The organism is Sorangium sp. So ce1504 (assembly GCF_051521635.1).
Lineage (GTDB): Bacteria > Myxococcota_A > Polyangia > Polyangiales > Polyangiaceae > Sorangium > Sorangium cellulosum_B.
In genome coordinates this window covers 7,087,528-7,114,207 of sequence record NZ_CP150365.1, presented here as the reverse complement: position 1 = coordinate 7,114,207, position 26,680 = coordinate 7,087,528, and the positions used below count along the sequence as shown (strand labels likewise).

At 74.4% G+C, this 26,680-nt stretch carries 16 protein-coding genes; 7 read left to right on the top strand and 9 right to left on the bottom strand.

The window, feature by feature from the left end; all coding sequences use genetic code 11:
- Positions 1-29: 29 nt before the first annotated feature.
- From WMF39_RS26700 to WMF39_RS26690, 3 genes are all read right to left on the bottom strand, one after another.
- The gene (locus WMF39_RS26700) at positions 30-1,622 is read right to left on the bottom strand and encodes a serine/threonine-protein kinase (protein ID WP_437739306.1); all 1,593 of its coding nucleotides are present in this window, start codon (positions 1,620-1,622) and stop codon (positions 30-32) included.
- Positions 1,606-2,223 carry an ECF-type sigma factor gene (locus tag WMF39_RS26695; RefSeq protein WP_437739305.1) on the bottom strand — a complete coding sequence of 206 codons (618 nt, stop codon included), beginning with the start codon at positions 2,221-2,223 and terminating at the stop codon, positions 1,606-1,608. Before WMF39_RS26695 ends, WMF39_RS26700 begins: the two co-directional genes overlap by 17 nt.
- A 72-nt stretch (positions 2,224-2,295) precedes the next feature.
- Positions 2,296-2,835 carry a MarR family winged helix-turn-helix transcriptional regulator gene (locus WMF39_RS26690; RefSeq protein WP_437739304.1) on the bottom strand — a complete coding sequence of 180 codons (540 nt, stop codon included), beginning with the start codon at positions 2,833-2,835 and terminating at the stop codon, positions 2,296-2,298.
- Between the two features lie 411 nt (positions 2,836-3,246).
- On the opposite strand from WMF39_RS26690, the gene WMF39_RS26685 reads away from it, so the two are divergent.
- The 5 genes from WMF39_RS26685 to WMF39_RS26665 all read left to right on the top strand — a co-directional run bounded on the left by WMF39_RS26685 (position 3,247) and on the right by WMF39_RS26665 (position 14,127).
- A complete protein-coding gene (locus tag WMF39_RS26685) occupies positions 3,247-9,954 on the top strand; it encodes an SDR family NAD(P)-dependent oxidoreductase (protein WP_437739303.1) in 6,708 nt (2,235 codons plus the stop codon).
- Entirely contained in the window at positions 9,951-10,685 is a 735-nt protein-coding gene (locus WMF39_RS26680) for a 4'-phosphopantetheinyl transferase family protein (RefSeq protein WP_437739302.1), read from the top strand. The genes WMF39_RS26685 and WMF39_RS26680 overlap by 4 nt, the downstream gene beginning before the upstream one ends.
- A gap of 30 nt (positions 10,686-10,715) precedes the next feature.
- Entirely contained in the window at positions 10,716-12,203 is a 1,488-nt protein-coding gene (locus WMF39_RS26675) for an SDR family oxidoreductase (RefSeq protein ID WP_437739301.1), read from the top strand.
- Positions 12,204-12,303: 100 nt separating this feature from the next.
- A complete protein-coding gene (locus tag WMF39_RS26670; protein WP_437739300.1) occupies positions 12,304-13,785 on the top strand; it encodes a cytochrome P450 in 1,482 nt (493 codons plus the stop codon).
- A gap of 90 nt (positions 13,786-13,875) precedes the next feature.
- Entirely contained in the window at positions 13,876-14,127 is a 252-nt protein-coding gene (locus WMF39_RS26665) for an IPT/TIG domain-containing protein (RefSeq protein WP_437739299.1), read from the top strand.
- A gap of 185 nt (positions 14,128-14,312) precedes the next feature.
- Here WMF39_RS26665 and WMF39_RS26660 read toward each other — a convergent pair whose 3' ends face one another.
- The 4 genes from WMF39_RS26660 to WMF39_RS26645 form a co-directional block, all read right to left on the bottom strand.
- Positions 14,313-14,795 carry a hypothetical protein gene (locus WMF39_RS26660; RefSeq protein WP_437739298.1) on the bottom strand — a complete coding sequence of 161 codons (483 nt, stop codon included), beginning with the start codon at positions 14,793-14,795 and terminating at the stop codon, positions 14,313-14,315.
- 93 nt (positions 14,796-14,888) lie between these two features.
- The gene (locus WMF39_RS26655; RefSeq protein ID WP_437739297.1) at positions 14,889-17,768 is read right to left on the bottom strand and encodes a CHAT domain-containing protein; all 2,880 of its coding nucleotides are present in this window, start codon (positions 17,766-17,768) and stop codon (positions 14,889-14,891) included.
- Positions 17,765-18,778, bottom strand: coding sequence for a hypothetical protein (locus WMF39_RS26650; RefSeq protein ID WP_437739296.1), 1,014 nt, complete (start codon positions 18,776-18,778; stop codon positions 17,765-17,767). Before WMF39_RS26650 ends, WMF39_RS26655 begins: the two co-directional genes overlap by 4 nt.
- A complete protein-coding gene (locus WMF39_RS26645; RefSeq protein WP_437739295.1) occupies positions 18,775-19,503 on the bottom strand; it encodes an RNA polymerase sigma factor in 729 nt (242 codons plus the stop codon). Before WMF39_RS26645 ends, WMF39_RS26650 begins: the two co-directional genes overlap by 4 nt.
- A gap of 238 nt (positions 19,504-19,741) precedes the next feature.
- Between WMF39_RS26645 and WMF39_RS26640 the strand changes: the two genes are divergently transcribed.
- Positions 19,742-21,937: a TonB-dependent receptor gene (locus WMF39_RS26640; RefSeq protein ID WP_437739294.1), complete on the top strand. Its 2,196-nt coding sequence runs from the start codon at positions 19,742-19,744 to the stop codon at positions 21,935-21,937.
- An 88-nt stretch (positions 21,938-22,025) separates the two neighbouring features.
- Here WMF39_RS26640 and WMF39_RS26635 read toward each other — a convergent pair whose 3' ends face one another.
- Positions 22,026-23,597 carry a glycoside hydrolase family 43 protein gene (locus WMF39_RS26635; RefSeq protein WP_437739293.1) on the bottom strand — a complete coding sequence of 524 codons (1,572 nt, stop codon included), beginning with the start codon at positions 23,595-23,597 and terminating at the stop codon, positions 22,026-22,028.
- Between the two features lie 387 nt (positions 23,598-23,984).
- On the bottom strand, positions 23,985-25,676 hold the full coding sequence (gene leuA, locus WMF39_RS26630; RefSeq protein WP_437739292.1) for a 2-isopropylmalate synthase: 1,692 nt from the start codon (positions 25,674-25,676) through the stop codon (positions 23,985-23,987).
- 493 nt (positions 25,677-26,169) lie between these two features.
- On the opposite strand from leuA, the gene WMF39_RS26625 reads away from it, so the two are divergent.
- Entirely contained in the window at positions 26,170-26,667 is a 498-nt protein-coding gene (locus WMF39_RS26625) for a hypothetical protein (protein WP_437739291.1), read from the top strand.
- Positions 26,668-26,680: the final 13 nt, after the last annotated feature.

Below are 26,680 nucleotides of genomic sequence, written 5' to 3'. Positions count from 1 at the left end.
TGAATCGATCAGCGACAGGCGACAGCGCGCTACTCGAGGTGCCACACCACGATGGCGATCGTCAGCGAGCCCAGCACGCCCGTGACGTAGATCGCGGCGGCGTGCTCCGGGAAGACCGCGGCGGCCGCCGCGCACGCCGCGCAGAGCGCGGCGGCTAGCCAGCTCGCCCTCGGCAGGCTCGGCGCGGCGGTCGCGTGGACGGCCGCGAAGAGGAGCAGGTTCGTCGCGAGCGCGCGCTCCACGGGCTCGTCCGTGATCACGGCGAGCGCCCGGTGAAGGAGCATCGCGACGAGCAGCACCTTCACCACGTGGCCGATCCGCCGGTTCACCGCGCTCTTCGAGAGAGGGCGGCGGAAGACCCGGAGCAGCGTGAGCCCCGCGAGCGCCGTGACGCAGCCCATGGCGAAGAGGTCCACGGGGCGGACAACCGGGACGACGCGGCCGATACCCACCGTCGCCATCACGACGCCGAGGGCGCCGATCAGGAGGCCGAAGCGGATGCGCTCGCGCCTGGAGACCGTGAGATCGAACTCGGAGCTCCTCGCCAGCTCGTCGGCGAGGACGCCCAGCAGATCGTCGAGCCTCGGCCACCGCTCCTCGGGCCGCGCACGGAGCCCGCGCGCGAGCGCGCCCCGGACCCGCGCGGGCACCTTCGAGCCGGCCGGCGCCGGCCTCAGGAGATCGCGCCGCGCCCCGTCGAGCCGCGCTCGGACGTCCTCGCCCTCGAACGGCGGCTCCCCGTAGAGCGCCTCGTAGAGCGTGGCGCAGAAGCTCCACTGATCGCTCCTCGCCGTCGCCGGCTTTCGCTCGGCCTGCTCGGGGGCCATGTACGCCGGCGTCCCCATGAACGCGCTCCCGGCCGTGAGCGGCGCGTGGAGCGCGTCCTCCCCGGCGATCTCGGCTTCGGGGCCTTCGCTGGAGAGGGGCCGGTCCTCCTCGACGTGGAGGCGCGCGAGCCCGAAATCGGCGATGCGCGCACGGCCGTCCTTGCCGATCAGGATGTTGTCCGGCTTGACGTCGCGGTGGACGAGCCCCTCCTGGTGCGCCGCCGCGAGGCCGCGGCCCGCCTGGATCCCCGCGGCGAGCGCGGCCTCCCACGCGCGGGGCTGCTCGCCGCGCAGGTCGCGGAGCGTCCGGCCGTCGACGAACTCCATCGCCACGAACACGCCCCGCTCGTGCTCGCCGATCTCGTAGATGGGGACGACGTTCGGGTGCGAGAGCCTGGCCATCACCTGCGCCTCGCGCACGAGGCGGGCCCGGTCGTCGGGCTCGAACCTCCCCGGCGCGATGAGCTTGAGGGCGACGCGGCGGTCGAGCTCCGCGTCGTAGGCCGCATAGACGACGCCCATCCCGCCCTGGCCGGCCTTGGCGAGCACCGTGAACCGCCCGATGCGCGCGCCGGGGCTCAGCGATTCGTCGCGGCCGGGGAGGGCGACGGCGGCGCCCTTCAAGAACCCGTCCGGCCGGGCGCCGTCGCTCCGGAGCAGGCTCCACACCTCCCGGAGGAGCTCCGGGCGGCCCGCGCACCGCGCCTCCAGGAACGCCCGGCGGCGCTCGTGGCGCTCATCGAGCGCCGCCTCGAAGAGCGCCTCTACCTCGCTCGGATCAAGGGGCGGGCTCATCTCCGCCGTGGAGCGCCCGGTAGAGCCACGCCTTGGCGAAGCGCCAGTCGCGCTCGACCGTGCGCGTCGTCACGCCCGAGAGCTCGGCGATCTCGTCCTCGGTCAGGCCCGCGAAGTAGCGCAGCATCACGATCTCGGCCTTGCGCGGGTGCTCCTGGCTCATCTTGCGCAGGGCCTCGTCGAGGGCGAGGACGTCCTCGACGGGGAGATCGAGCGAGAGGGGCAGCTCGTGGAGGTCCTCCTCGGGGACGCGCACCTGATCGCCGCCCCGCTTCCGGGCGGCCTTGTGGCGCGCGTAATCGACGAGGAGATCGCGCATGGCCTGGGAGGCGGCGCCGAAGAAATGGGCGCGGCTCTGGAAGCGGGCCTCGCCGTCCCGGAAGAGCTTCTCGTACGCCTCGTGGACGAGCGCGGTGGGGCCGAGGGTCTGCCCGGCGCGGAGGTGGCGGACGCGGGCCAGGGCGATCGTCTTGAGCTCGGCATAGACGGCGCGGAGGAGGGCGTCTGTGGCGTCCTTCCGGCCCTCCTGGGCGGCGTGCAGGAGGCCCGTGATGGCCTCGCCGGCGCTCGGTCCGGGGGCGCGTCGGTCGCTCGCGTTCATGGGGGTGCGCCTCGATCAGGCCGGAGCGTACACCAAGTGGCCGCGCCGACGAGCCCGACCGCGCGCTCCATCTCACTTCGCTCTGCGCTTGCCCGCCCGCGCCTTCCGCTGCGTCGGCGCCCTCTGCTTCGTCCGCTCGGGTGCCGCCGCCTTCACGGGCCGCGTGGCCAGGGCCACGACGCGGCCGAGCTCCTCGCGGAGCGCGTCGGCCCTGCTCTCGCCGAGCTGCTCGCGGACATGCTTCTGCGTCCGCTCCCACAGCGGGAACGCCGCCTCGATCGCGCGCTCTCCCTGGCGCGTCAGGGAGATGATGCGGACGCGCGCGTCGCCGGGCGCCCGCGCCACGCGGAGCAGGCCCGCCTTCTCGAGCGGCACGAGGTTCCTCGTGAGCGTCGTGCGATCCATGACGAGCCCGTCCGCGAGCGCGCTGAGCTGCACGCCCTCGTCGCCGCACGTCGCGACCGCGGCGAGCATCGTGAGCTGCGTCGCCTGGAGCCCCGCAGCGCGCAGGCTGTCGTCGTAGAGCCGCGTCAGCGCGCGCGACGCGCGGCGGACGCGCACGAGGGCGCACTGGCTCGCGATGATCTGGGCGGCGCGGGCAAAATCGGTCACCAGTGTATCTACACTGTTTCGACCAGGTCCGTCAAATCGCGGCCAGGATCGCGGCTTGACATCCGTTCAGGTGTAGCTACACCTATCTCGTCCTCGACGGCGTGGATCCGCCTCGTCCGCACGACGCCTGCTCGGCGTCGGCGGTCCTGGCGGCCCCGGCGCGCGCTGGCCGATCGATCGATCGATCGGTCAGCAGTCGCCAGGGCCATGGCGGCGCCGAGGCGAGCATCGCGGCATCACCCGCGCGGCCGGGGCCATGGGCCCGCGGCGCGCTCCGAGCATTTACGTGTAGGTACACTTATTAGAACGGCCCGAGCGGCGCAGCGGTGAGGAGCGCACGAACCATCGGCTGGCACGCGGTGCCAGGCGTGCGTCGACGCCGCGCGCGGGCGGGCTGCGTGGAGAGGATCTATGGGCGAGTTCTTCGTCGTTCCGTACTGCGTGAAGTTCGAGGACAGCATGGCTTATGGCAGCCATCACTACCTCACGAACTTCCGCTTCCAGTGCATCGCGCGCGAGACGCTCTACTTCGCCGAGGCCGCGGACGGCACGCTCCCGCACGAGGAGGATCGCGCCGCGATCCGGCTGCTCACCACCGAGGGGTACAGCCGGAACCTCGCGCCGGTGCGCGTCGGCGAGCGCGTCGCGATCTTCATGAGCCTCGGCGCCGTGACGCGCTCGAGCGCGTACGGCTACTTCCGCACGGTCCGCTTCGACGGTGAGCCCGTGGCGTGCGGCTACCAGCGCATCGTCGCCGTCTCCGCGGCGAGCGACGAGCTCGCGCCGCTGCCCAGGTCGGTGACGGCGCACGTCGGGGCCCTCGACGAGCGCGCGCCGCACCAGCGCTTCGTCGAGCTCTGCCTGCGCGGCGGCTCCGCGCTGCGCGAGCTCTTCCCCGAGCGCCTGCTCCGGCACGCCGCCGAGGTCGCGCGGGGGCCGCTCCACGAGGCGCGCCCGCACAGGGCGCGGTGGGATGCGGAGGCCGCGGCGGGCGGGGAAGCCGCGCAGGGGCGCTCCGGGGAGGCCGCGCGGGAGGGCGGCGGCGTCGCCGGCAAGATCGCGCTGCTCCTGCCGGGCCAAGGCTCGTTCGACCTCCGGCTCCTGCGAGCGCTCCACGCGCGCTTTGACGCCGCGCGCGAGGCCGTCGCCGCGGCCGAGCCCGCGGCGCGCGAGCTGCTCGGCGCCTCGCTCGCGGCGCTCGTGACCGCGGGCGAGGCGGAGGCGCGGGCCGCCCTGGAGGCGTGCGCCGATCTCGATCAGCTCGGGATCCTCGTCCAGGACCACGTCGCCGTCGCGTTGCTCCGGTCCGCCGGGCTCGAGCCGGACGTCGTGGCGGGGCACAGCCTCGGGGAGATCGCCGCGCTGGCCGCGGGCGGCGCGTTTCCCCTCGCGACGGCCGCCGAGGTCGTGTGCCGCCGGGTGCTCGCCCTCCGCGGCGCGCCGCCCGGCCGCATGCTCGCCGCCCACACCGGCGCGGAGCGCCTGCGCGACGAGGTGCATGCGCTCGGCCGGGACGACGTGTTCGTCGCGGTGGTGAACGCGGCCGATCAGGCGGTCGCGTCGGGCACGGCGGACGGCATCGCGGCGCTCGAGCGGCGGCTCACCGGCGCCGGCGTTCGCGCGACGGTGCTCGCGAGCCGCTACGCCTTCCACTCGCCGCTGCTCGCGCCGGCGGTCGGTCCGTTCGCGAGCGCCCTCGCGCGCGCCGGCGCGGCGCGGCCCGCGCTGGCCACGTACTCGCCGATCGATCGCGTCCACTACGGCGACGGCCCGCTCGCGCCCGCGCGCCTGCTCCCGATGCACCTCGTGACGCCGCTCGACTTCGAGGCGGCCGTGCGCGACCTCCACGCGGCGGGGGTCCGCACCTTCGTCGAGTGCGGCGGCGGCGGCGCCCTGACCGCGCTCGCGCGGCGGAGCGCGCCGCCCGGGCCCGATCTGCGCGTGATCTCGGCGTTCCGCGCCGGAGAAGACGTCGTGGCCGAGCACCGGCGCGTGATCGACGCGCTGCGCGCCGCGGGGCGCGCGCTCACGGCGGTCGCGCCGCGCCCGGAGGAGGAGCCGGACGGCCGCCGCCCGCGCGAGGCCGCGAGCCCCGCCGCCGCCGCGAGCTCCGCGAGCCCCGCCGCCGGGAGCCCGCGTGAGGCCGCCGCCGCCGCTGCGGATGCGACGCCGATCGCGATCGTGGGCATGGGCGCGGTGCTGCCGGGGGCCGGCGGCGTCGACGCCTACCTCGCGCAGCTGCTCGCGGGCACGTGCGGGATCGCCGACACCGGCGAGCGACACCCGGAGCTCGCGACCGACTTCCTGAACCGCGGCCGCGCCGCCGACAAGACCTACAGCCTGCTGGTCGGCACGGTCGACGCCCTCGGCCCGTACGCCGAGCAGACCGGCTACGACACGCGCGCACTCGAGCGGCTGCCCAAGACGGCCCGCATGCTGGCGTGCGCGCTCGCCGAGGCCCGATCGCACGCGGCCGCGCTCCGCGGCGGCGCGCCCCTGCGGATCGTATGCCTCCTCGGGTCCACGGCCGACGGCTCGATCGAGCACGACGAGGCCACGCTGCTGCTCGGCGTCGAGCGCGCGCTCGACGGCGCCGCCGCGGACGAGGCGGCCCGCGCCGCCGTGGCGGGCGCGCTGGCGGCCGAGCTCGGGCTCGACGCCGGTCGGCGCGCGGCGTGCCGCGGCCACCTCGAGCCGCTCGCGCGCGTCGTGCGCGACGTGGTGGGGGAGGGCGCGCGCACCGTCCTCGTCGACGCGGCCTGCGCGTCGTCGATGCACGCGGTGCATCTGGGCGCCGCGATGCTTCGCCGCGGCCTCGCCGACGTCGTGATCGCCGGCGGCGCCTACCAGCCCGGCCCGACGAACGCGTGCCAGTTCTCGCAGTTCGGCGGGCTCTCCGCGACCGGCAGCCGCCCCTTCGATGCGTCCGCCGACGGCGTCGTGTTCGGCGAGGGCGCCGCGGTCGTCGTGCTCGAGCGGCTCGACGACGCCCGATCGCGGGGCGATCGCGTCGACGCCGTGCTCCTGGGCAGCGGCCTGTCGAGCGACGGCCCGAGCCCGTCGGTGACGGTGCCGCAGCGCCGCGGGCAGGCCCTGGCGATGCGGCGCGCCCACGCGCGGGCCGGCGTCGAGGCGCGGAGCGTCCAGTACGTCGAGGCGCACGCCACGGCGACGCCCGTCGGCGACGCCACCGAGTTCCAGGCGCTCGCCGAGGTGTTCGCGAGCGACGCCGGCGCCCCGCGCATCACCCTGGGCAGCGTCAAGTCGCTGCTCGGCCACACGGGCTGGACCGCGGGCGTCGCGTCGCTCATCAAGGTCGTGCTCGCGATCCGGGAGCGCACGCTCTTCCCGCAGCACGGGTTCCAGGCGCCGAGCGCGCGCATCGATCTGGCGCGCTCGCCGTTCGCCATCCCGACGGCGGCCGCCCCCTGGATCGCCGAGGGCGGAGCCCCGCTGCGCGCGGCGCTCGACAGCTTCGGCTTCGGCGGCACCAACGCGCACCTCGTCGTCGAGGAGCACCGCCCCGAGCGCCACCCCCCGCGCGCGCGCCCGCGCGGAGGAAGCCGCGCGCTGTGCGTCGTCGGGCTCGGGTCCGTGTTCCCAGCGACAGGCGGCGCGACCGCGGGCGCCCCGTCGGACGTCCTCGCGTTCGACGAGGGCGCGCTCCGGCTGCCGGCCCGCGCGCCGGTCCTCCCGGACGCCCTCGAGGCGATGGACCCGACGCAGCTGCTCGCCGCGATGGCCGCGGAGGAGGCGCTCGCGGCGCTGCCCGCGCGCGAGCTCTGCGAGCGCATCGGCGTCGTCGTCGGCCACGAGGGCAAGACGCGCCGCGGCGCGCGCGCCAACGAGCGCATCTTCGCCGACCGCGTGGCGCGGGCGCTCCGGGCGCGCGGCGTCAGCCCCGCGCTGGCCTCCGCGACGGCCGACGCGCTCCGCGCGGGATCGCCCGCGACGGGGCCGTACACGCAGCCGGGCAACATGCCCAACGTCATCTCCGGGCGCGTCGCCAACGTCTTCGGCCTGCGCGGGCCGAACTTCGTCGTCGACACCTCGGCGACCTCGCTGCTCGACGCGCTCGCGGCCGCCGATCTCGTGCTCGACGAGGACTGCGACGTCGTGCTCGCGGGGGCCGTCAACGCCTTCAGCGACGACGTCGCGCGGGGCGCGTCCGCTACCTGTGACCCGCGGCCGGTCGGCGAGGCGGCGCTGCTCGTCGCGCTGTGCACCGAGGACACCGCCGCGCGCCACGCCTGGCCGGTGCTCGCTCGCCTGCACCTCGTCGCCGGCGCGGCGGAGGGCGCCGCCGGCGCGGCGGGGCGGGGCCCCTCGGCCCGCGAGCTCGCGGTCGGCGGATCGAGCGCGCGGCTGCGCGGGGCCGAGGGCGCCGTCGAGCTCCACGCGGCGATCCGCGGCGCGCGCGCGCACGGCGCCGCGCTGGTGCGCTGGCCGTCCGATCCCCGCGCCGTCCAGGTCACGCCTCCCGAGGCCGCGACGGTCGCGCCGGCGCGAGCGGCCTCGGGCTTCGCGACGGGCACGCCGATCCACGGCTTCGTCCCCGAGATCGCCCCCGCGCCGGCGACGGGGCCGGCGGCGCGCGTCCCGTCCCGCGTCCTCTACGTCTGCACCGACGCGGCGCTCGCCGCGGAGGTGCGGCGCGCCGCCTGCTCCGACGAGGAGCGCGCGCGCGTCCTCGCGCTCGTCGTCGAGGAGGCGTCCGGCACCGCGGAGCCCGGGATCCCGCGCGACCTCGCGGCGCCTGGGGCCGAGGCGTCCGGCGGTGCGCCCTCACTCGACGCCCGTGACGAGGCGCGGCTCGGCGCGTCGTTCGCGGCCCTGGCCCCCGATGACGTCGATGCGGTCGTCGTGCTCACCCGCGCCACGGACGCGCTCGCGTTCGTCGACGGCGCGCCGGGCTCGTACAGGCCGGCGCTGCGCGCGCTGTTCGGCGCTGCGCGCCGCTATTACGGCGCCATCGCGCGCGGCGAGGTGGCCTTCGCCGCCGTCGTCGCCTCCGCCGTGGACCTCCACGGGCGGCTCGCGCCGGTGAGCGGCGCGGTCGGCGGCTTCGTGAAGTCCCTGGCACGCGAGCTCCCGGGCGGCGACGTGCGCGTCGTCCACACCGACGCGCGCGACGTCGCGGCCGCGCTCGGCGCGCTCTCCGAGGAGTGGCGGCGCGCCCGGCCCGCCGTTCCCGAGGAGGTGGTCGATCTCGGCGGCGCGCGGCACACCGTGCAGCTCGCCCGCGCCTCCGCGAGGCCGCGCGCGCGCGCCGTGCCGCAGCTCGGCGCCGATTCGGTCGTGCTCGTCACGGGCGGCGCGCGCGGCATCACGGCGGAGCTCGTCGAGGGCCTGCTCGACCGCTTCGGCTGCCGCGCCGTGCTCCTCGGCCGCTCGCGGCTGGAGGACGCTCCGGCCCGCGCGCTCGCGATGACCGACGCGGCGTTCGACGCGTACGAGCGGGACTTCTATGCCGAGGCCCTGCGCGCGAGCCCGGGCCTGCGGATGGGCGTCCTGCGCGACCGCTACGCGCGCCTCCGCGCGGCGCGCGAGGCGCACCGGGTCCTCGCCCAGCTGCGCGCCGGGGGCGCCGGTGGTCGCGTCGTCGACTACCACGCCGTCGACGTGACGCGCGGCGAGGACGTCGACCGCGCCGTCGCGGCGGTCGCGGCGGCGTACGGCCGGGTCGATCTGGTCGTGCACGGCGCCGGCATCCAGGTGTCGAGCCGGCTCACGTCGAAGCCGCTCGATCTGTTCGAGCGGATCGTCGACACGAAGCTCGCCGGCCTCGCCCACCTCCGCCGCGCCCTCGCGCGCCACGTGCCCGACGCGCGCCCGCACGTCCACCTCGTCACGTCGGCGTTCAGCGTGCTCGGCAACGACGGGCAGCCGGACTACGGCGCGGCGAACGAGGCGATGAACCGCGCGGCGGCGTACTTCGCCGCCGAGGCGGGCGCGGGTCCGTGGTCGAGCATCGCGTGGCTCGGCTGGAACGGCGTCGGTATGACCGCCGGGTCCGAGTACAGCGCGCTCGGCGCGGCGCGCGGGCTCCGGGGCGTCGAGCCGGAGGAGGGGAGGCAGATCTTCCTCGACCTCGTCGCCGAGCCGCCCGCCGGCGCGGCCCAGGTCCTGCTCAGCGACGGCGAGATCGAGCGCTTCGCCCCCCGCATCGTCGCGGCGGATGCGTCGGATGCGGTGGTCGCGGCGGACGGCGCGTCCGCGAGCGCGTGGACGCTCGATACACGCGTCGATCCGTGGCTCTCCGACCACCGGGCGCGCTCGAGCGCCGTCGCTGCCGGGGCGCTCCTCGTCGACCTGGCCGTCCGGCACGCGCTCGCGACCTCGGGCGGCGGCGCGCTCGTCCGCGAGGTCCGCGACGTGCGCTTCCTCGAGTTCCTGCGCCTCGCCGACGACGCGCCGCGCGACGTGCGCGCGGCGACGATCCGCCGCGAGCGCCTCGCCGGCGGCCGCGTCGCGTGCGCCGTCGAGGTGCGCGGCGACTTCGTCCACCGGTCGGGCGTGACCCTCCGCGCCGGCGTGGTCTTCGCGACCTGCGTGGTCGAGCTCGGCCCGCTCCACGTCGGGCGCGACGGCCTGGCTCCGCGGCACGTCGGCCGGGTCGACGGGCCCCTGGTCCGCGACCCCTACGCGAACCCTGGCTCGCCGGTCCGGCACGCGGGCTGGTTCGATCACCTCGGCACCTTCGTGCTCGGGGCCGCGCTCAAGGAGGCCCGGTTCCGCCTCACGACCGACGGCGCCCTCGCAGGGCAGCGCGGGGCCGCCACGCCGTTCCTGCTGCTCGACGCGCTCCTGTCGCTGGGCACCCTGCGCCGCGACGAGGCGGGCGCGTTCCCGGTGTGCGCCGCGGGCGGCGTCGACCGGATCCGCTTCGGGACGGCGGCCAACGACCTCGCGCTCCGCGACGCGGGCGTCCCCATCCGGCTCGTCGCCACGGTCCCGGCCGCGGCGGGCGACCGCGTCCTCGGCGCGTGGGCGCAGGCGCTCGACCCCTCGGGCGGCGTGCTTCTGGAGGTCGAGGGGCTCGAGGGGCGCGTCGTGGGGCGCGTGGCGGCGGACGCCCGCCCGGCGGCGCAGGCGACGCTGACGCTGGGGGCGCCGTGACGCCGCCGCTCGCGATCGCGGTCGCGCGGGCGGACGCCGAGGCCGCGGCGCGCCTCGAGCCCTACCTGACGGCCGGCGAGCGCCGCGCGTGCGCCGCGCAGCGCGTCGCGGCCCGGCGGGCGCAGTCCGCGTGCGCGCGCGTCGCGGCGAAGTGGCTGCGCCTCGAGCTCGCCGCCGGCCGCGGCGCGCCGCTGGTCGCGCTGGACGCGGCCTCGCTCGAGGCGCACCCGCGCGCCGACTACCTCGCCTGCGCGGTGACGGGGCCGTGCGGCCGTCGCCCGCGCTTCGAGGACGGCGCGTTCGCGCTGTCGCTCTCGCACGCGGGCGAGCTCGCGGCGGCCGCGGTCACCACGGCGCGCGCGGTCGGCGTCGACGTCGAGCGGGTCGAGGCGCGCGCGGCGAGCTTCGCCGACGAGCACTTCACCCCGCGCGAGCGCGAGGGCCTCGCGCGGGGCGCCGCGGCGGGCGCCCCGCGCGCCGCCCTCGAGACGTTGCTCTGGAGCGCCAAGGAGGCGCTCTACAAGACGGGGGCGCTCGCGCTGCCGGCGCGGTTCTCGTTCCAGGACATCGACGTCGCGTTCCCGCCGGGGGGCGCGCGCCTCGCGCAGCTCTCGGTCCGCTCCTTCGCGCTCGGCGCGCGGGGCGGGCAGTTCTTCGGCCGGGCCGTGCTGACCGGTGCGTTCGCGCTCGTCGCGGCCGTCCCGGTCCCGCCGGTCGCCGCTCTCGGATGAATGGCACTTACCAAATACGAGGTTTCGACGATGCAATCTCATGATCTCCTCGACCATGTTCGCTCCGTCTTCGTGCGCATGACGCGCTACCCCGACGCGGTCGTCGTCGCCGACGCCGATCTGGAGCAGGACCTCGGCATCGACTCCGTGAAGCGCGGCGAGATCCTCGCGACGCTGCGCGCGGATTTCGGTCTCCCGAACGCCCTCAAGGCGGCGCCCGACGAGCTGCGCACGGTGGCACGCGTCAGCGAGTTCCTGTCGCGAACGATCGCGGCCAGCGCGGAGGCCGGAGAGCACGCCCATGGTCACGTGGAGACCGGAAACCACGCCAATGGCCATGTCGAGGCCAGAGCGCACGCCAATGGCCACGTGGAAGCTGAAGGGCACGCCAATGGTCATGTGGAAGCCGGAAGGCACGCCAATGGCCACGTGGAGGCCGGAAGGCACGCCAATGGCCACGCGGGCGAGGCGCTCCACGTCGTGGTCCAGGCGCTCGCGGACGCGACCCGCCACCCGGTCGATCTGCTCGTCCCCGACGCGCGGCTCGAGGAGGACCTCGGGGTCGACCGCCGCCGCCGCGACGAGCTCCGCGCGCTCCTCTGGCAGCGCGGCGCCCAGCCGGGCGCGCTCGAGGTGGCGCTCGACGAGGCCCGCACGGTCGGCGATCTCGCGCGCCTCGTCGAATCCGCGCCGCCCGCGCAGGTCACCGCGGCGCGCGCCCCTCTGGCCCCCGCGGCGCAGCGGGCGCTCCCTGCCCCCGGGGTGGCGCTCGCGGGCAAGACGGTCCTCGTGACCGGATCGAGCCGCGGGCTGGGCCGCGCCATCGCCGCGAAGCTCGGGCGCGCCGGCGCGCGGGTCGTCGTCAACAGCTTCCACTCGCGGGACGACGGCGAGGCGGTCGCCGACGAGATCCGCGGGGCCGGCGGCGACGCGGTGCACGTCTGGGGCTCGGTCGCCAACCCCGCGCACATCGACAGGCTCTTCGACGCGATCGCGCGCGACGTCGGCGAGCTGGACCACTTCGTCAGCAACGCGTCGAACGGCCGCTTCGGCCCCCTCGAGCAGACGACCCCGGAGCACTGGGAGCTGGCCTTCCGCACGAACGTCATCGGCTACCACCTGTGCGCCATGCGCGCGGCGCGCCTGATGGAGCGCCACGGCGGTGGTCGGATCGTCGCGCTCTCGTCGAACGGCTCGTCGAGGTACCTCGAGCACTTCGGCGCCATGGGCGCCGTGAAGGCGGCGGTGGAGTCGCTCACGCGCGCGCTCGCCGTCGAGCTCGCCCCGCGCAACGTGCAGGTCAACTGCGTCTCCGCCGGGCCGATCTACGGCCATGTGACGAGCAACTACCCGGATCACGAGCGGATCCTCCCGTACTGGGAGTCGCGCACGCCGGGCGGCCGGCTCTGCACCGAGGACGACGTCGCCGAGGCCGTCCTGCTGCTGCTCTCGGACGGGGCGCGGAGGATCAACGGCGCGACGCTCACCGTCGACGGCGGAGGCTCGCTGTGCATCTGACCGCGGCGATGACGGTGACCGGCGCCGGGGTGCGCCCGGCGCGGGGCCGCGCGGAACAGCTCACGTCAGCTTCCTTGGAGCTCGCGAAGAAGGAGGAATCATGAGTGCCACTCTCGATCGGCAGCCCCCGGGCCCTGGCCCGCTCGCCAGCCTGCGGTACCTGGCGAATTTCAGGACCGGTAACATGCGTCATTACGAGGACCTCTTCGCGCGCTATGGCGACGTCGTGCGCCTGCGGGCGCCCGGGGCCGAGGACTTCGTCATGGCGTTTCACCCGAACGACATCGCGCACGTCCTTCGCACGAACGCCCGGAACTACCCCAAGGGGAAGCGCTACCACGAGCTCGCGCCCGTGCTGGGCTGGGGCCTCGTGAACAGCGAGGGCGAGCTCTGGCGGCGCCAGCGCAGGCACGTGCAGCCCCAGTTCAACCACGCCAACACGCTCAAGTTCGTCCCCCTCATCGTCGACCACATGGACGCCGTGCTGCGGCGCTGGGACGCCCAGCCGGGCGAGTTCGAGCGGGACATCAACGACGACATGATGGACGTGACGTTCGGTATCGCGGGCGAGGCGTTCTTCGGCGCCGCGCTAGAGGCCCACACGGACACCGTCCGCGAGGCGTTCAAATATGCGCTCTCGATCGCGCTGAAGCGGATGTACTCGCTGGTCAACCCGCCCCTGTCCTGGCCGCTGCCCAGCCACCTGCGCTTCCGCCGGGCCATGGACCGCGTGCACACCGTGATCGACGGCATCATCGACGGCTACCAGCGCGGCGCGGGCGGCGAGGACAACGTGCTCGTCCGCCTCATGAACTCCGTCGACCCCGAGACCGGCGCCAAGATGGACCGCGCGCAGCTGCGGGACGAGATCAAGACCATCCTGATGGTCGGGCACGAGACATCGAGCGTCACCGCCTCGTGGGCGCTGTACCAGATCGCGCAGCACCCCGAGGTGTGCGCCCGCCTCACCGACGAGATCGATCGCGTCCTCGGCGGCCGGTCTCCGACGGCCAGGGACATCGAGTCGATGCCTTACCTCACCATGGTCTTCAACGAGTGCCTCCGGCTCCTGCCCTCCGTGCCGTTCATCCTCCGCAGCCCGCTGGAGGACGACGTCCTCGGCGGTTACCATGTCGCCGCGGGATCGACGGTGGCCATCGTCCCGTGGGTCACGCACAGGCACCCGGAGTTCTGGAGCGATCCGCTGGAGTTCAAGCCCGAGCGCTTCGCGAACCACCGGCGGAGCGCGGACGACAAGCTCGCCTTCATCCCCTTCGGCGCCGGCCAGCGGATCTGCCTGGGCGAGTTCATGGGGCAGCTGGAGGGCAAGATCATGGTCGCGATGGCGCTGCAGCGTTATCGGCTCCGGCTGGTCCCCGGCTTCGACCCGCGTTGCCGCGGCTTCATCTCGCTGCAGCCGGTGAACGGGATGCGCATGATCCTGAAACGGCGGGAGCCGTCGAGCGCCGTACGCGCGGCGCCGGCAGGGCGGGAGGAGCCCGCGGCGGCGGAGCCTGCGGTGACGGAGCCCGCGGCGGCCGCCTTGCGAGCTCACGGCTGCCCGTACAGCGCCCGGGCCTGAGGGCCTGGGCTCGGCGCACCTGGCCGGCGGCGCGACCGCCCGGCCTCTCCTCTCGGGTGGAGCCCCCGCCATCATTTTTTTTCTCGGTCCATGTCAGGCCCCGGGGAGCCGCGGCGAAGTAACAGGCACTGGAACACGACGGTGAGCCTGACCGGCTCGGGCTTCGGGCCCGGCGCGCAGGTCGAGTTCGTGGACGCCACGCACACCGCCCTCGCCAGCCCGACCAGCATCGGCGCGACGAGCCTCACGGTGCAGGTCCCGAGCGGCGTCGGCCCCGGGTACATCCGCGTGCGCAACGGGAGCGGCGCGAGCAACAAGGTGCCGGTGAACTTCCACCCATGAAGGGGGCGGTCCTCGAGGTGACGCCGCCGCGCTGACAAGCGGCGTCATCGCTGGCCACCTCGAGCGACGGCGCCCGCCAACCCTGGCAGGCGCCGTCGCGGTCTCTCGCGCAGCGCCTGTGCGGCGCGGGCCGTCGCTCTTCGCTCCGACGGCCCTGCGCGCGACCTCTCTTCAGCCTCCGACCGTCATTGCTGGCCCAGGACGGCCCACCCGCTCCACGTCGTCTGCACGCCTGCGCGGAGCTCATGCGTCACGCCCTCGTCCAGCCATCGCACGGTGGCCCATCCCACGTCTTTGACGAGCCCCTGGTTCAGGGCGTAGAGGGCCTTCGCGGAGCCGTCGGGCTTCGGAGCGACCTTGTAGGTCGCGAGCGGCACACCCCTCGTCGAGTACAGCGTCATCGAGACGTTGGGCATCGACTCCCTCTGCGCGATGAACAGGTACAGCGTCCGAGCGCTCAGGACGTACGCCGCGCACGCGCCGCACTGAGGATCTGCCGGTTGCATGGGCTCGTCCTTGATCCGGCGTTGCGGCTGCGGCCGCGTACCGAATGACAGCGCCTGCGCCGCCTGGCCGGTCTCCGTGGCCGACTCGACGGGCGTGGCGTCCATCGATGGACCGCACGCGGTGAGGACAAGGGCGCTCAGACCGAAAATCGAGGTACGCATCGTTCACATCCTCCGTAGGCCGTCTCCGGGGTCGAGCTGTTCTTCGCCGTCGCCTCCCGGCCTCTGACAGATCTCGAGCGTTCTCCGGGGCTGTCAGGGGACCAGCGCCCGGAAGCTCGCCCAGTCGCTCGACGGATCCGCGCGCAGCGCCGCGAGGGTCGCCTCGCGGAGCTGCTCGCCCGGCTCTCCCCGCTCGCCGGCGTAGAGCGCGGCCATCACCCGCTCAGCCAGCGCGTCGTCGACCGGGCGCGACGCCGCGATCACCGAGCGCGCGCCGGCGATCAGCAGCGCCTGGGCCAGGCCGAGCCCGAGCCCCCGCGCCCCGGGCGCCGCCTCCGTGCGCGCCGTGTCGCAGCCGGACAGGACCGCCCGCGCGGGCGCTCGGCGCAGCGCCAGGATGTCGCCCACGGCGAGCTCGCTGCCGCCGGAGAGGGCGAGGCTGCTGTCCCAGCCGTCGAGGCCCCCGAAGACGCCGTGGCCCGCGTAGTGGAAGAGCGCGAGCCCGGGCTCCTCCAGCGCGCCGGCCACCGCGCGGCGCGTGGCGAGCCCGCCCGACAGCCGCTCGACGCGCAGCCCCTTCCCGGTGAGCGCCGCCGCGACCGCGTCCGCCTCGCGCCGCGCGGCCGGCAGATCGCGCCGCGGATCCGCGACGACGAGCGCGCGCTCCGGCGCTTGCCCCGCGCCGGCGCCCTCCGCGGGCCGCGGGCCGCCCCGGGGCAGATCCAGGCCGTACGTCACCGGCATGCGCGCGACGAGCGGCGCGCCGTCCCAGGGCAGGGCGTGGAAGTCGACGCGAGCGAGCTCGCCATGGGCGGCGACGCGGAGGCGCGTCGCGGCGCGCAGCTGCGCATCGAACGGCGCGAGCAGCCGCGGGGCCAGCGCCGCGGCGGGGGCCGAGGCGTCGAGCGCCGGCAGCCGCTTGGCCACGACGCCGCCGCCGGTGACGGCGAAGCCGGCCCATCCTTCGCGGATCGGATGGACCACGAGCATCAGCTCGCCCTCGTCCAGCGCCGGCGCCGCCTCGACCTCCACCGCCGCGGGCTCCCCCTGTCGCACCAGGAGCAGCGCCTCCTCCAGCCGCGCGCGGATCGACCGCCCGTGCGCAGCCCGGGCGACACGGACCGCCTCGAGCTCGTCGGACGAGAGCCGCCAGTCGTCGCGCCCCTCCTCGTCGAAGGCCGCCCGCGCGTCGTGGTACGCCGCGAGGGCGCGCTCCCAGCGCGCCCGCTCCTCGCCGCCGAGCGCCTCGATGCGGTCGATCCAGCGGAGCGCCGCGAGCGCCCGCGCGCGTGATCGCCGCGCGGCGCGCGCCGCGCGGCGCGGATCGCGCCGGAGCAGGAGGTCGACGAGCCGCCGCGCGCTCTCCTCGAGGCGGCCGAGGTAACCGCCCCGGCCCTGCCCGAGCGGCACGAGCGCGCCGAGGTCGCCCCGCAGCTCCTCCGCTTGCTCGTAGGCCACGGCGGCCGTGTCGAGCCGCCCCATCGCCTCGAGCGCCCGCCCGCGGCCGAGCGCCGCGCGGTAGCGGCCCTCCGGCAGCTCGCTCGCGTCCGCGAGCCGCGCGAGCCGGCCGTAGATCTCCAGCGCGCTCGCTGGATCGCCGCTGCCCAGCGCGACGCGCCCCTCGATCTCGAGCCAGTACATCGCCACGCCGGCGTCGGGGCGCGCGTCCGTCCGCCGGGCCTCGTCGAGCAGGGCGCGCGCCGCGTCCGTCTGGCCGGCTTCCAGCTTGGCGAGGGCCAGGTTCGTCAGCGCGTTCGCGCGCTTCGCCGGCTTCGGGCACGCGGCCCCGTACAGCTCGAGCGCGGCCGTGAGCGGCGATTCGGCGTCCGCGAGGGCTCGAGGCCGCTCGGCGCCCTCGGGCGGCCCGCTGGACCCGCCGCTCGCCCAGGCGACCTGCAGGGCGTTCCAGCCGAGGTCGTTCAGCAGGGAGGCGCGCTCGCACGGGGCCCTCCCGGGCGGGGAGGACGCCTGCTGCACATCGCGCAGCAGCGCCCGCGCCTCCAGCGGTCGGCCCAGGGTCTGGAGCACGTCGGCGCGCTCCTGAAGCACGTGCAGCCGGTGGTCGCTCAGGCCGAGGCGCTCCGCGCCCGCCGCCGACGCGTCCAGCTGCCGGAGCGCCGCGCGCAGGTCGCCCGCCTCGGACGCGAGCAGCGCCGCGTAGTACGGCTTCACCGCGCGCCCTTCCGGATGGCTCGCCTCGAGCGGCCCGAGCGCGTCGAGCGCCGCCCGCGCCTCCGCGAACCTGCGCCCGTTGAAGACGAGCGCGTACGAGAGCGCGAAGCGGTCGAGGAACTCGTCGGAGATCCGCCCCGCCGCCCGGTGCGCCCGGATCGACGCCTCGAAGCCCGCGAGCGCCTCCGGGATCCTGCCGCGCGCGAGGTCCACGCGCGCGCGCTTGCCGATCGCCAGGGCCTGGACGGCGGGGTCCGCGCCGGACGCCAGCGCGTCGAGCGCCGAGGACGCCGCGTCGAGGTCGCCGCGCCGGCGCAGCGCCTCGGCTTCCTTCAGCCGGGGCGCGTCGATGGCCGGGCGGAGCTCCAGGCGGAACGACGCGCGCCCGCCGCCCCGCTCGGCGGTCACCGAGAGGGCGCGGGCGCCCTCCGGGACGGGGACGCGCGCCAGCACGCCTCCCTGGACGCGTGCCCCGTCGAGCGCGGAGAGCGGGGTGTCCGCCGCGGCGGCCGCGTCGGCGGCGATCGCGACGCGGGCGTCCGCGGGGGCCTTCACCCAGATGCGGAGGGTCCGGTCGTCTGGAAGCGCGCAGGCGGGTCCGGCGTGCACGGCGCTGCAGCCGGCGAACTCCACCTCGAGGGGCGGCGCGGGCGCCGCGGCGGTCGCCAGGTCCGCGGACGCCCCGGAGGTCGCCGGGGCCGCGGTCCCCGTCGGGCGGCGCGCGTCGCATCCCGGCGCCAGCGCCGCCGCGCCGAGGATCGCTGCGCCCAGCGCGGGCCGGAGCGCTCGCCAGCGCGTCATGGGTCCTTCGAGGGCGCGGCGGGTCGGGCGGTGGGGAGGGGGGGCGGCGCTGCGCGCGGCAGGAGGAGCACGTTGAATCGTAAGATTCTGAATTTATTGTCTTTTTCTTCTTCGGACGGCCGCGCGTCCGCCAGTCCGGCCGCGCTGTCTGGCAGCGCCGCCGGCCGTCCGATCGCGATCGCGATCTCCCACTCGCCCTCGGGCACTCCGGGAAAGAGCGTCTCCGTGTCGCCTTCGATGCGCGCAGCGCCCTGCTCCGAGAGGTCGGCGTGCACGTCCCAGGGGCGCGCCGTTTCGCCCTGGATCAGGAAGGCGCGCACCGCGACGGGGCCGTCGACCCGGGTTGCGGGCCGCAGGGTGATCTCGAGCCTCGATCCGGGCCCGAGCCGCGCGGTCGCGTCGGCGCCGCTCGAGGCGGAGCGCTCGCGGACCTCGCCGCCTGCGAGCGTCATGGCGTAGGCGGGCACCGGGAGCATGGCCACCGCGCCTGGATCGTCGAGCAGGCCGCGCGGATGGTGCCTGTCGCCCTCCAGCGAGAGCCGCACGACGAGGACCGCCGCGGCGGCCGCCGCCAGGGCCGTCGCCGCGATCCGCCAGGGCGCTCGGCCCGGCTTTCGCGGGAGCGGGAGCACCTGGCCGCCGCGCGCCGCCGCCGCGCGCTGTCCCGGAGGTGGCGGGCCTGCCGCCTCCGCGCCTGCCGCCGCGGCGGCGCCTTCCGCCTCCGCCGCCTCCGCGGCGGCGCCTCCCGTCTCTGCGCCTCGCTCGCCCGCGCTCGCCTGCAGCCCGGCCAGGATCCGGTCTGCGATCCTCGCCCGCGCCTCGCCGTCCAGCGGGCGTGACGCCTCCCACGCCTCGCGGTCCTCCGGAGAGCGCTGCGCCTCGGCCTCCAGCGCATCGCGCTCGCCGGCCTCGAGCGTCCCCAGCGCCCTCGCTGACCAGCGCGGATCGCTCGCCCGGTCGTGCTCGCGCGCGGCGCGCGCCAGCGCCTTCAGCAGATCGTCATCGTTCATCGTCCCCCTCCCGGGCTCGCCGCGCTCGGCGAGGCGCCGCGCCCTCTCGGCTCTGCTTCGGCCGCGAGCTCCGCGGCGATCTGCCGGACGAGCCGGGCGATGCGGCTCCGCCACGCATACACGGCGTCCGCCGTCATGCCCGTGATGGCGCACGCTTCCTCGGTGGATCGCTCGTCGACGAGCAGCAGGTAGAAGAGCTCCATCCCGCGCTCGCTCAGCCGATCGCGGAGCTTTCGCGCGATCGCCGCGAGCAGCTCCCGCGAGATCGCCGCGGGCTCCGGCGACACGGAGGCGCCGTCCGCGCGCTCGAGCGCGTCGTCCTCGGTGGGCTGCTCGGTCCAGGGGTTCCTGCGGCGGCTGCGCAGGATCGAGCACGCCTCGCGCTCGGCCACGAGCCCCACGAAGCTCGTGAGCGGCAGCCCCCGGCCGGCGTCCCACTGGCGCAGCGTGCGCCCGCCGTCCGCGAAGAGCGAGAGGAACACGCTCTGGGTCAGGTCCTCGACCTCCTGCCGGACGTCGCGGTGCCCCGCGGCCCGCCGGCGGCGGAACAGCGGCCGCATCACCCGCTCCTGGATGGTGGGCGTCAGCAGGTCGACGAGCGCCCTCACCGCGGCCGGCTCTCCCGCCACCGCCCGCGCGATGAGCGCGGCCTCCGGGCCCGGCGGAGCGGCGCCTGGGGATCCCCGCCGCGCGTCCTCGGCGATCGTCCGCGGTTGCGCGGGCAAGGGAGAGCTCGGGGCCATCAGCGCACGGATAAACGCGCTCCACACGCCCGTCAATCCGGCCACGTCTCCGCCGCGCGGGCCGTGCGGGCCGTTGGCTGGTATCGAAATCCAATCGATCGCGGCACGCTTACCCGGCGACGTCGGGCGAGGCGCGAGGTCGCAAGGTCATGACGCGCGCTTCCCACGCATCCCACGCTTCTCACCCAAGCTCCGGCCTCGTTGTCTGTATCATCGCCTCATGAGACACCGCGGGGGACGGGGCTCGAGGGGATGGCCATCACGGCGGCTCGGGCCGACAGGAGCGCTGGCCGTCGCCGTCCCGCTCCTCTGTGCCTCGCTGTGGCCGTCGGTGGCCCGCGCCGACAGCTACGAGCGGTGCGTCCGCGAGGCGGCGACCCAGGCCGAGATCGACGCCTGTGCCCCCAAGGACGAGCCCCTCGAGGTGAGGGTGCGGGCGAAGTCGCCGGCCCGGAGCGCCTCCGACGTCGAGGCGGACGCGCAGGTCCTCGCCGCGGCGCCGCACGGCTCGGGCGCCGACGTGCTGCGGGTCCTCCCGGGCGTCTTCATGAGCGATCGTGGCTTGCCCGGTCGCGCGCCGCACCTCTCGCTGCGCGGCTTCGACGGCACCTCGGGTCAAGACGTCGAGATCTTCGCCGGCAACATCCCGATGAACCAGGTCTCGCACATCCGTGCTCCTGGATATGCCGACATGCGCCTCATCATGCCGGAGGTGGTCCGTTCCGTCCGGATCGCCAGCGGCCCTCACGATCCGAGGCAAGGCGATTTCGGCGTCGCCGGCTCGCTCCGCATGGATCTCGGCCTGGAGGCGCCGGGCTTCTGGTTGAAGGGGGGAGTCGGCTCGTTCGGGACGAGGCGTGTCCTCATCGCGTTTGCGCCCGAGCACGACGAGATGATGGACACGTTCGCGGCCTTCGAGACCGACGCCACGGACGGGCCGGGCGGCGCGCGCGGCGGCGAGCGCAGCTCCTTCGTCGGGCAGCTCGGCGGGGGCGAAAACCGGGTCCAGTTCCGCGCGACGGTGGCCATCGGCTCGGCGCGCTTCGACTTTCCCGGCTACCTGCCGCAGGGCCCCGTGGAGCGGGGAGCCGACCCCTACGCGGCGCAGCGGCCGCTCGGCCGCGATAGGACATCGCAGGCGCTCGTCGGCTCCGATGTCCTGTGGAGCCTCGGCGAGGGCACGATGGGCATCGGCGGCTTCGCGGGCAAGACCAAGACGACGTTTCACCAGAACCTCACCGGGTACGCGCTCGACCAGCTCGCCGGCGAGCCGATCGTCCGGAGCGACGACAGCGAGATGGTGAACGACGCCTCGACCTTCGGCCTCACGGTGCTTTACCGCCATGGCGTCGAGATCACCTCGAAGCGCGATTCCATCGAGATGGGCGCCTACGCGCGCGTGGACACGGTCGACCAGACCGACACGCGCCTGTTCGAGGACGGCACGAAGAACGCCGCGCTCGTCGACGCGACGATCGACGCCACGAACGTGGCCGCCTATGCCGATCTCTCGCTCTACCCGATCAAGCGCGTGGTCGTCCGTGGCGGCGCGCGCCTCGACTCGCTCTCGTACGGCGTGCGGGATCGAACGAGCAACGCCGGGCTCGAGCGCACCGCGCAGGGCTTCGTCGTGTCGAGCAAGGCCATGGCCGACATCGCGGTCAGCGGCGGCGTGCATCTCGTGGCGAGCTACGGCGAGGGGTTCCGTTCCCCGCAGGCGCGCGACCTCGACGAGGGAGAGCGCGTGCCGTTCACCAAGGTGCGCAGCGTCGAGGCGGGCGTCCGGCTCAAGGGGGGCAAGACCTTCCAGGGCTCGGCCGTGGGGTTCGGCTCGTGGCTCGGCAATGACCGCGTGTTCGACGCGGCGTCCCGGCAGCACGTCGAGGCCCCGCCGTCGGTGCGCGCAGGCGCGCAGGTCGTGATGAGCGCGCGCTCCGGCCCGTTCGGCGCGCACCTGAGCGGGACGTACACCCACGCTCGCTTCACCGGGTCCGACGCGCGCTTCGCGGAGGGCGACCCGGTGCCCTATGCGCCGGCGTTCGTCCTGCGCGACGACGTGTTCGCCTCGGGGGTCGTCGGCCGGCTCTCCGGCAAGGAGGTGACGGTCCGCGTGGGCGCCGGCGTCGAGGGCATGGCGGGTCGCTCCCTCCCGGGCGGGCGGGACGGCAAGGACGCTATCAGCCTCGATGCCGTCGCGGCGGTCGGCTGGCGCGGCATGGAGCTCGCCCTGAACGGCACGAACCTCGTGGGCCTGCAGTATTACGACGCGCAGTACGTCTACGCCTCGAGCTTCGTGAAGGACAGCGCGCCCCCGCCGCCGTCGCCGCACGTGCTCGTCGCGGCGCCGACTGCGTGGATGCTGACGCTCCAGATCCACCTCCGTGGCAAGGAGCGCGCGCCGGAGCCGGCCTATTAGCCGGCTGCCGGAGAGGGGTGCACATTCATGGGATACGGGCTCAGCCGCTCGCCCAGCGCGGGGCTGCGGCTGTCTCCCTGTTCGGACGTCACCCGATCTCGCGGTAGTCGAACCAGTCGAAGTCCGCGTGCAGGCGTGTGCCGGCCAGGTCCTGGCACGCCATCCCGACGAAATTGCCCGTGAACCCGCAGGGCACCGCGTGCTCGTCCGACAGGATCGACGCGTCGTGCTCCCACCCCACCGTGTGGTAGGTGACGCCATCCCGCGAGTAGAAGAACGATATCCGATCGTCCTTGATCTCGAGCCGCAGGAAGATGTTCTCCGCCCCGTCCAGCACGTACTCCTTCTCGACCGGGAACGTCAGGTTCCCTCGCTCGCACTTCATGAGCGAAAGGGCCTTCTCGGCGTGCTCCGCCCGCGAGACGTAGAGATAGTAGAACGAGTCCGTGCTGTAGAACGCAACGATGCCCGCCATTTGCTGGAAGTGCTGAGGGGCGAATTGCATGCACGCCGTCGCTTGCACGTGCTTGGCCTGCTGGCGCTTCGCGACGAGGCTCTGCTCGAAGTTCGAGGTGATGCTCTCGCGCCCGATCAGGCGCAGGTACCCGGGTCGGGCGGCGAGGCTGCTCACGTCTGCCGGCCGCACGCGCGGCGACTGCCACTCGATCCCCAGCGCGGGCTTGTCGAAGTCGTCGCGCTCGGGTGTCTTCGGCCATTCGTGGCGAGCCAGGTTCGGCCCCTCGTAGACGTCCAGCGGAACCTGCCCGCCCGAAGTCAGCCGCGGCCACCCCTCGACCCAGGTGATCCCCTGCAGCGCCGTCTCGCGTCCCAGCGTCGACCGGCCATTCTTCAGCGGGCGACGGCACAGGTGCGCGAACACCCACGAGCCGTCCTTGTTCTCCACGAAGCTACCGTGACCCGCGCTCTGGAGCTGCAGCTCGGGGTGGGACGCGCTGGAGATGAGCGGATTGTTGGGCATGACCTCGTAAGGGCCGTGGATCGAGCGAGAGCGGGCCACCGTCGCGGCGTGCGTGATGAACGTGCCGCCCTCCGCGGTGAGCAGGTAGTAGTAGCCATCTCGCTTGTAGAGGTGCGGCCCCTCCACGAGCCCGAGCGCCGTGCCTCGGAAGATGTTCTCCACCGGACCGACGAGCTTCTTCTCCTTCGGGCTGTACTCCTGGAGCAAGATCCCACCGAACGGGTTGTTGCCCGGCCGGTGATCCCACACCATGTTCACAAGCCACTTGCGGCCGTCGTCGTCGTGGAACAGCGAAGGATCGAACCCCGAGCTGTTCAGGTACACGGGCTCCGACCACGGGCCGGTGATGGAAGGCGCGGTGACCAGGTAGTTGTGGACGTCCTTGAACGACCCCGCCCAGCGTCGCGAATTCGTGTAGATGAGGTGAAACAAGCCGTCCGCGTAGGTCAGGCACGGCGCCCAGATCCCGCCGGAGTTGGGGTTGCCGCGCATGTCCAGCTGCGAGTACCGCTCCAGCGGCCGCGCGACCACCCGCCAGTTGGCGAGGTCTCTCGAGTGGGAGATCTGGACGCCCGGGAACCACTCGAACGTCGAGGTCGCGATGTAGTAATCGTCCCCCACGCGAACGATCGACGGATCGGGGTTGAACCCTCTCAGTGCCGGATTTTCCACCTTGCTCATTCACTCACCTTGATTGTCTCGTTGTGTTCCAGCGCAGCCAGTCCTGCTTCCAGAGCTCGACGGATACGCCCGGCACCGCAGGCGCACCCTGCCCAGGTCCCCCCGCTCGCGCGCTGGAGGGAGGCACCGGAGGTGCGTGTCCACAGGCAGCTCGGGATGCGGCGCGAGCTCGGGATGCGGCGTGGGGGAGAAGGCATCATAAGGGAACGTGGCGTCTGCAACGTCGCCCCTGCTGGTTCCCGCGTCTGCCGTCTGTGGCCGCGCTGCCGGACCCGCCGGAGGAGCTCCGCCGTCGGCGCGCGAGGGTAGCACCGCGCGCGCGCGCGTCCAGGCGCTTCGTCTCGCTGCGCGGGCGCCTCCGGCGGGGTTGAGCGACCGCGCGCCCGCTCACTCCGCTGCCGCCGCGAGCTGCGCCGCATCCGCCGGCCGCGCGCGGTTCCACGCGGACGCCACGGCGGCGAGCGACGCCATGTCGGCGTCCCCGTGCGTCCCCGCCCCGAAGCTGCGCTTGCGCCCGACCGAGATGGCCACGTAAGCCGCCGTCTCGTCGCCGGCGCTCCTCGGGAGCGCGTGCGCCGCGTGCTCGTCCACCGCGATCGCGATCCCCGCGTGGCGCGAGAGCGCGCTCGCGAGCGCCTCGACGGGGCTGCCGCCGGCGGCGCTCAGCACGTGGGCGGCGCCTCGGATCTGCACATGGAACTCGTGTCGTTCGTCCGCGCCCTGGCCGACGCGCCTGTGCCGGGTGACGCGGAGCGGCCCTGCGCGGTTCACGTACTCCCGCTCGAAGATCGCCAGGATCTCGGCCTTCTGCACCTCGCCCTCGGTCCGCTCCGCCCTGCGCTGCACGGCCTGGCTCACCTCGACGGCGAGCCCCCTCGGCAGCGCGTAGCCGTGATCGTGCTCGAGCACGTAGGCCACGCCGCCCTTGCCCGACTGGCTGTTCACGCGGATCACCGCCTCGTAGCTGCGGCCGACGTCCTGCGGATCGATGGGCAGGTACGGCACCTCCCAGAGCGGGCTCCCGCCCTCGCGCAGCGCCTTGAACCCCTTCTTGATCGCGTCCTGGTGCGACCCGGAGAAGGCCGTGTACACGAGCTCGCCGACGTACGGGTGGCGCGGGTGGACCGGCAGGCGGTTGCAGTGCTCGACCGTCTCCTTGATCGACTGGACGTCATGGATCTCGAGCTCGGGATCCACGCCCTGGGACATCAGGTTGAGCGCCAGCGTCACGACGTCGACGTTGCCCGTGCGCTCGCCGTTCCCGAACAGCGTGCCCTCGACGCGATCGGCGCCCGCCATCACGGCCAGCTCCGCCGCGGCCACGGCGGTGCCGCGGTCGTTGTGCGGGTGCACGCTCAGCACGATGCTGTCGCGCTGCTTCAGGTTCCTGTGCATCCACTCGATCTGATCCGCGTACACGTTGGGCGTCGACATCTCGACGGTGGCGGGCAGGTTCAGGATGATCTTCCGTGATGGCGTGGGCTCCCAGACGTCCATCACGGCCTCACAGATCTCCTTCGCGAAATCGAGCTCGGTGCCCGTGAAGCTCTCGGGGGAGTACTCCAGCGCGACCTCGGTCCCGGGCAGCCGCGCCGCGAGCTCCTTCACGAGCCGGGCCCCGCGCACGGCGATCTCGGCGATGCCCGCGCGATCCAGGCCGAATACCACGCGCCGCTGGAGCGTGGAGGTGGAGTTGTAGAGGTGGACGATGGCGCGGCGCGCCCCGCGGATGGCCTCGAAGGTGCGCTCGATCAGCTCGGCGCGCGCCTGGGTGAGCACCTGGATCGTCACGTCGTCCGGGATGAGCCCCTGGTCGATGATCCAGCGCACGAAATCGAAGTCCGGCTGCGATGCGCTGGGGAAGCCCACCTCGATCTCCTTGAACCCCATGCGCACGAGCTCGTGCCACATGCGGAGCTTGCGCTCGAGGCCCATGGGCTCGACCAGGGCCTGGTTGCCGTCGCGCAGGTCCACGCTGCACCAGCGCGGCGCGCTCTCGATCACGCGGCTGGGCCAGCGGCGATCGGGCAGATGGATGGGCTGAAAGGGCTTGTACTTGTGGACAGGCATCGTGGACATGACAGGACTCCCTGAAAGCTAGCGATGGGAGTCGTCACGACACGACGACGAGGCGGAGGACCCCCATCGGGACCAAGGAAACCGAGGGGGGCCGTACTGCGAGGAGCGACGTCGTCAGCAGCGCGCGCAAAGGCCCCCGGGCCGTAGGCCTAGGCAGGGGCGTAGGGAGCGCGCGCGAGGGACGGACATCGAGGTGCAGCCTAGCGAACATTCGCGCGCCTGTCGAGCGCTGCGGTGAGCGTGGCGTTCACCTCCGACGGCGCGACGCTCTGCGCCGGCGCTCGGACCTGACCCTTCTCGTGTAGGCTCGTCTGTCGGGTGCTGCCGGCGCGCGGTCACGGAGCATGCGAGAGCGCGAGCGCGGGGGGTTGAAATGTGGAATCGACGATCGCTTGAACGATGGTCGCTGGCTGTAGCGACCGGGCTTGTTGCCTCATTCTCTGGCGCGGAGCACGCACGGGCGGACGACGGAGCTCCGCCTGCTCCGCCGCTCGTGCAGGGGCAGCCCCCGCTCGCGCCACAGCAGCCGCTGGCCGCGGACTTCCGGGGCGGCCACGGCGCCCCGCCCGCGGGCCCGAAGGTGCTCCCCTGGAGGGAGGGCGAGCCGGTGCCGCCCGGCTATCATCCGGAGACGCGCGTCCGCAAGGGGCTCGTGATCAGCGGTTCGATCGTCTTCGGAACCGTCTACCTGTTCACCGCGATCGGCGGCGGCGACGCGGTATACCGCGGCTCCCCGGGCTACGCGGCGCTGTTCGTGCCGTGCGCAGGCCCCTTCATCACCCTGGCCACGACCCGGCAGGACGACCTCGAGACCATGGCGCTCGTCCTCGACGGGCTCGTCCAGATTACGGGAGCCGCCCTGCTCGTGCCAGGCCTCCTCGTGCCGCGAAGGGTGCTGGTCCGCGACGACGTCAACCAGCCGTTCGTGCTCCCCGCGCCGATGGCGCTCGGACCGAGCAGCGCCGGGCTCGGCCTCGTCGGGCGATTTTGATCGAGCGACCTCT